The sequence below is a fragment of the Clostridium lapidicellarium genome (genome assembly GCF_041224415.1).
Taxonomy (GTDB): domain Bacteria; phylum Bacillota; class Clostridia; order Clostridiales; family Clostridiaceae; genus Clostridium_B; species Clostridium_B lapidicellarium.
The window spans coordinates 1-4,411 of record NZ_JBGFFE010000048.1 but is presented as its reverse complement, the minus strand read 5'-3'; the positions used below and the strand labels follow the sequence as shown (position 1 = coordinate 4,411).

Here is a 4,411-nt window from a genome sequence, read left to right as displayed (position 1 = left end):
GGTAGTTGCAACAGGTTTCAATTCCTCATTAGGTATTCTAAAACAGTTGTCCCCGGCTCCTCTAAGTGGTGCCTTATACAGTTTCAATTCCTCATTAGGTATTCTAAAACTAGATCCTAAAGTTCTTACGGAGCTTATACCCTTACGTTTCAATTCCTCATTAGGTATTCTAAAACCATTCTTTGAATGTCTATGAAATATTTAGAAAGAAAAAGTTTCAATTCCTCATTAGGTATTCTAAAACTTGCAAAGCCAATTTCTACACGGTCAGCACCAGAAACGGTTTCAATTCCTCATTAGGTATTCTAAAACAATTCAAACCTTCAAGAATGGACAGGTATAAAATTTGTTTCAATTCCTCATTAGGTATTCTAAAACACAGATTTTTGTTTGTTGAATCTTCATCAGCTCCAACAAGTTTCAATTCCTCATTAGGTATTCTAAAACCTTTTACCTCCTATGCCCTCTTAACCTGTATAGACGTTTCAATTCCTCATTAGGTATTCTAAAACAACCTTGGTTCTAATGCTGTGGCTTGGGGCGCCAATAGTTTCAATTCCTCATTAGGTATTCTAAAACGAAAGATTTAAAGCTTGGGTCACTCTCCAATTTAGATTGTTTCAATTCCTCATTAGGTATTCTAAAACTCGCTTATTGACTTCAATATTATAGCCATATTCTTTGTTTCAATTCCTCATTAGGTATTCTAAAACTGCTATTATAGACGTACACAAGGTTATGATAGAAAAGTTTCAATTCCTCATTAGGTATTCTAAAACCTCTCTATCTATTTATTTTTTATTTGTTATATAGCCGTTTCAATTCCTCATTAGGTATTCTAAAACTGGTAATATTCAATATGATAAGAACAATGGACTTTGTTTCAATTCCTCATTAGGTATTCTAAAACTGAGCTCCAAACTCGAATTTTACCGCCCACATTATCGAGTTTCAATTCCTCATTAGGTATTCTAAAACGGTGAATGGCGATAATGATGGAAAGTTCAGGGATAGTTTCAATTCCTCATTAGGTATTCTAAAACACCCGGCACCTACAACTTACGTTGATAATATAGGAAGTTTCAATTCCTCATTAGGTATTCTAAAACTTTAAAACTCGAAGGACTGCAAGTTTCTTATTCCAGGGTTTCAATTCCTCATTAGGTATTCTAAAACATATAGGAATGTTAGAAAGAGGAGACTATGAATTCAGTTTCAATTCCTCATTAGGTATTCTAAAACTTACTGAATGGACATCATGGAAAAAGAAAGTATTTGCGTTTCAATTCCTCATTAGGTATTCTAAAACTGTTATAATAAAGATAATATTAAAAAGGGGAAAAAAGTTTCAATTCCTCATTAGGTATTCTAAAACGGGGCTTGAGAAAAAATCCATCTTCGCATATGCTCAAGTTTCAATTCCTCATTAGGTATTCTAAAACTTCACCCGTTCCAAAGAGCATACGAAGATTTCATGTTTCAATTCCTCATTAGGTATTCTAAAACCCGTGCACTACTATTGCATTCATACCCCTAATGGCGTTTCAATTCCTCATTAGGTATTCTAAAACGGCGGGATTTTAGAAGAAGGTTCAAAACCACATATAAGTTTCAATTCCTCATTAGGTATTCTAAAACCGAACTGGAACATGATAATATCAGCTTGCCTTCTATGTTTCAATTCCTCATTAGGTATTCTAAAACTTGCTTCTTTTTTTATTACAACTATATTATATTCTAGTTTCAATTCCTCATTAGGTATTCTAAAACCCAGCTTGCGGCATCTGGGTATTGTGCTGGTTGCTTGTTTCAATTCCTCATTAGGTATTCTAAAACGTATGCAAGGCGGATAAATGCCGATATAATTTGATAGTTTCAATTCCTCATTAGGTATTCTAAAACCCATCGAATATAGAATACACCAGCTTATCCAAAATTGCAATATACAGGAAAATCTTTGGAAGAATTTCAAAAATCAATCTCAGGCCTCCAATTAACTGCAGATATAAAAATTGTCGACCCCCGGCAATTTTTGCTCTATTCAGGGTCGACGATAAAATATCAAAAGGCAAATTAAAAACATTTTTTATTTCTTTATTTCAACACATCCAAATCCCTGAGAATTTTTTGATCCGATTCCGGCATTATAAGCTATATTCATAAGTTCCTCTGAACCTTCAAGCAAGAATTCCCCATCCCAGCCCTTTATTACATAATCTTTGTATATAACTACCCTCTCTTTAAGTCCCTTCTTGTTGATTGGGCTTATGGAAAAATCATCTCTTAAAGGCAGTTTATTATAATAAGCTTCATATTTATGTATTAGATTTTTCCTTATAAGTTCGCTAAATTCACGTTCCAACGGGCTATAATAATATGTCTTATTTCCTTTATAATTTTTAAAAGTACTGTACATGACTATAGGCGATTTTGTGTATACTTCCTCTCTTTCAGAAATTTTATTATTCACAGTTTCAATTGAATTAACATTCACTATATTATTTCCAAACTTAAAGTTATCTTTCTCTATGACATTTGTTGCCAGATAACTTAAAAACTTATTCTCCAAAGATGAAATAGTAAAATGGGCATTGTCAAAAAAATCTATAGTTTTTCTTTCCCTATCTATTTTAAATTTCCCATATATTTTAGAAAACGTGAACAGCTTATATTTCCTTTTTCCCACTTTATATCCAAAGTCATGTATAAATTTTTGATAATTCTCATTTCCAAGCCAGTTCAATATCACTGCCTGAAGGATATTATTATAATGTATAGGCAAACTCAACTTTTTTTTAAAACCTAAATTTATATTTAACCTCATACTTTATCAACTCCAATTATTAAATCATATGTACAAATACGATGATTATTCTCTCAAGGAAAATAAACACGCTGGAGTTTAAAATTACCTTCTAAGCTGAGCATCGTGTTTATATATTTCTCTATATATTCATTATATCTAACTTATATATATTCATCAATTTAAATATTAAAAACTATCTGATGTTTAAACCTACAATTCCACTTCTGTACCTATGCCAGAATTAACTGCCCTTTCATAGATTTTATAAGCCGTAACAACATCCATTACAGCAATTCCCACAGTTTCATAGATGGTAATTTCTTTTTCAGAAGTCCTTCCTTTAATCTTACCACAGATAACTTCTCCCAACTCTCCATTTATCTTGCCTTCATCAATAAGTCCTTTTCGAATTGGGATTATAAAGTCGCCACTTTCTGAAAGAACGGCATTCTTAGAATCCATATAAATTCTATCAGCATTCTGAACTATATATTCATCCAGTTCCTCCATAACAGGAGTGTATGAACCAACTCCATTAATATGGGCTCCCATTTTCACAAGTCCGCCGTCAAAAACAGCTTTTCTAGAAGTAGTTACCGTAGTTATAATATCCGCATCTTTAACTGCATCATCAGAATTTTTTGCAGCAACAATTTTAGTGGAAAAACTGCTCAGTTCTCTGCTCATTTTTTGAGCAAAGGCCTCGGCTCTTTTTCTATCAATATCAAATACTTTCACCACATCAAGATTTCTCACTGTCAGCATTGCTTCCAGCTGTGATGCTGCCTGGCCGCCTGTTCCAAATAATGCACCATTTTTTGAATTCTTTCTTGACAGGATATCTGCTGCCGCACCTGATGTGGCTCCTGTCCTGAGCTGAGTTAAATAAGTTCCATCCATTATACATACTACATCTCCAGTTTTACCATCAAGAAGTATCATTTTGGCCGGTACTGAAGGTAAACCCTTTTCAACATTTTTAGGGAAAACCGATACAATTTTTATACCGGCAGTGTCAAGTCCTTCTACATAGGCCGGCATAAACAAACTTTGCCCTTCATATTTCGGTATATCAATATTTGTTCTCAAAGGTACTACACTCTTGCCCTGTGAAAATATGGACAACGATTCCTTTGCTGCATCAATAGCACTTTTCATATCAAATACTTTTTTAATATCTTTTTCATCAAGCAGTAACATAATTCAAGCCTCCTCACAAATATTTATTTTCAATTAATTTCAAATCATCTGATAAATGTCATTACACAAATATATAAGCCTGTTCACAATACAGACAAATTCTAAAATCCATAAGTGCCTCCAAAGCTCCTTATTTTCATTTTATCAGAATATTTTAAAATAAGCTACCAATACTCAAAATTTCTAATTGTTCCCAGAAATAATTTCCCATAGGGAAAAATAAGTAATTAATCATTATTTGAAATATCCAGCAATAAATATAAGATATGCCCTAAATATCAGATAAAGATCTAATATTTAGGGCATACCTGAAAAAGTGACTTGACCACTCAAAAATATTTAATCTATAGGAAAGAAATTATTTACTGGATTTCAATTCTTCCTGACTTCTTCTGTCCTTTCTCG

General features: G+C 32.8%; 2 protein-coding genes and 1 CRISPR repeat array. Both genes read right to left on the bottom strand.

All coding sequences use genetic code 11. From position 1 onward, the window contains the following. Positions 1-14: 14 nt before the first annotated feature. A CRISPR array of direct repeats spans positions 15-1,902; the repeat unit is 30 nt; unit sequence GTTTCAATTCCTCATTAGGTATTCTAAAAC. Positions 1,903-2,086: 184 nt separating this feature from the next. Further along, positions 2,087-2,824 carry a CRISPR-associated endoribonuclease Cas6 gene (gene cas6 / locus AB8S09_RS15670; RefSeq protein WP_369869539.1) on the bottom strand — a complete coding sequence of 246 codons (738 nt, stop codon included), beginning with the start codon at positions 2,822-2,824 and terminating at the stop codon, positions 2,087-2,089. Between the two features lie 192 nt (positions 2,825-3,016). After that, positions 3,017-4,006: an ornithine cyclodeaminase family protein gene (locus AB8S09_RS15665; protein WP_369869537.1), complete on the bottom strand. Its 990-nt coding sequence runs from the start codon at positions 4,004-4,006 to the stop codon at positions 3,017-3,019. Positions 4,007-4,411: the final 405 nt, after the last annotated feature.

What these genes read in the sequence shown, in the direction of transcription:
- cas6 (WP_369869539.1), bottom strand. Translation starts at nt 2,824, where the DNA reads ATGAGGTTAAATATAAATTTAGGTTTTAAAAAAAAGTTGAGTTTGCCT.
- AB8S09_RS15665 (WP_369869537.1), bottom strand. Translation starts at nt 4,006, where the DNA reads ATGTTACTGCTTGATGAAAAAGATATTAAAAAAGTATTTGATATGAAA.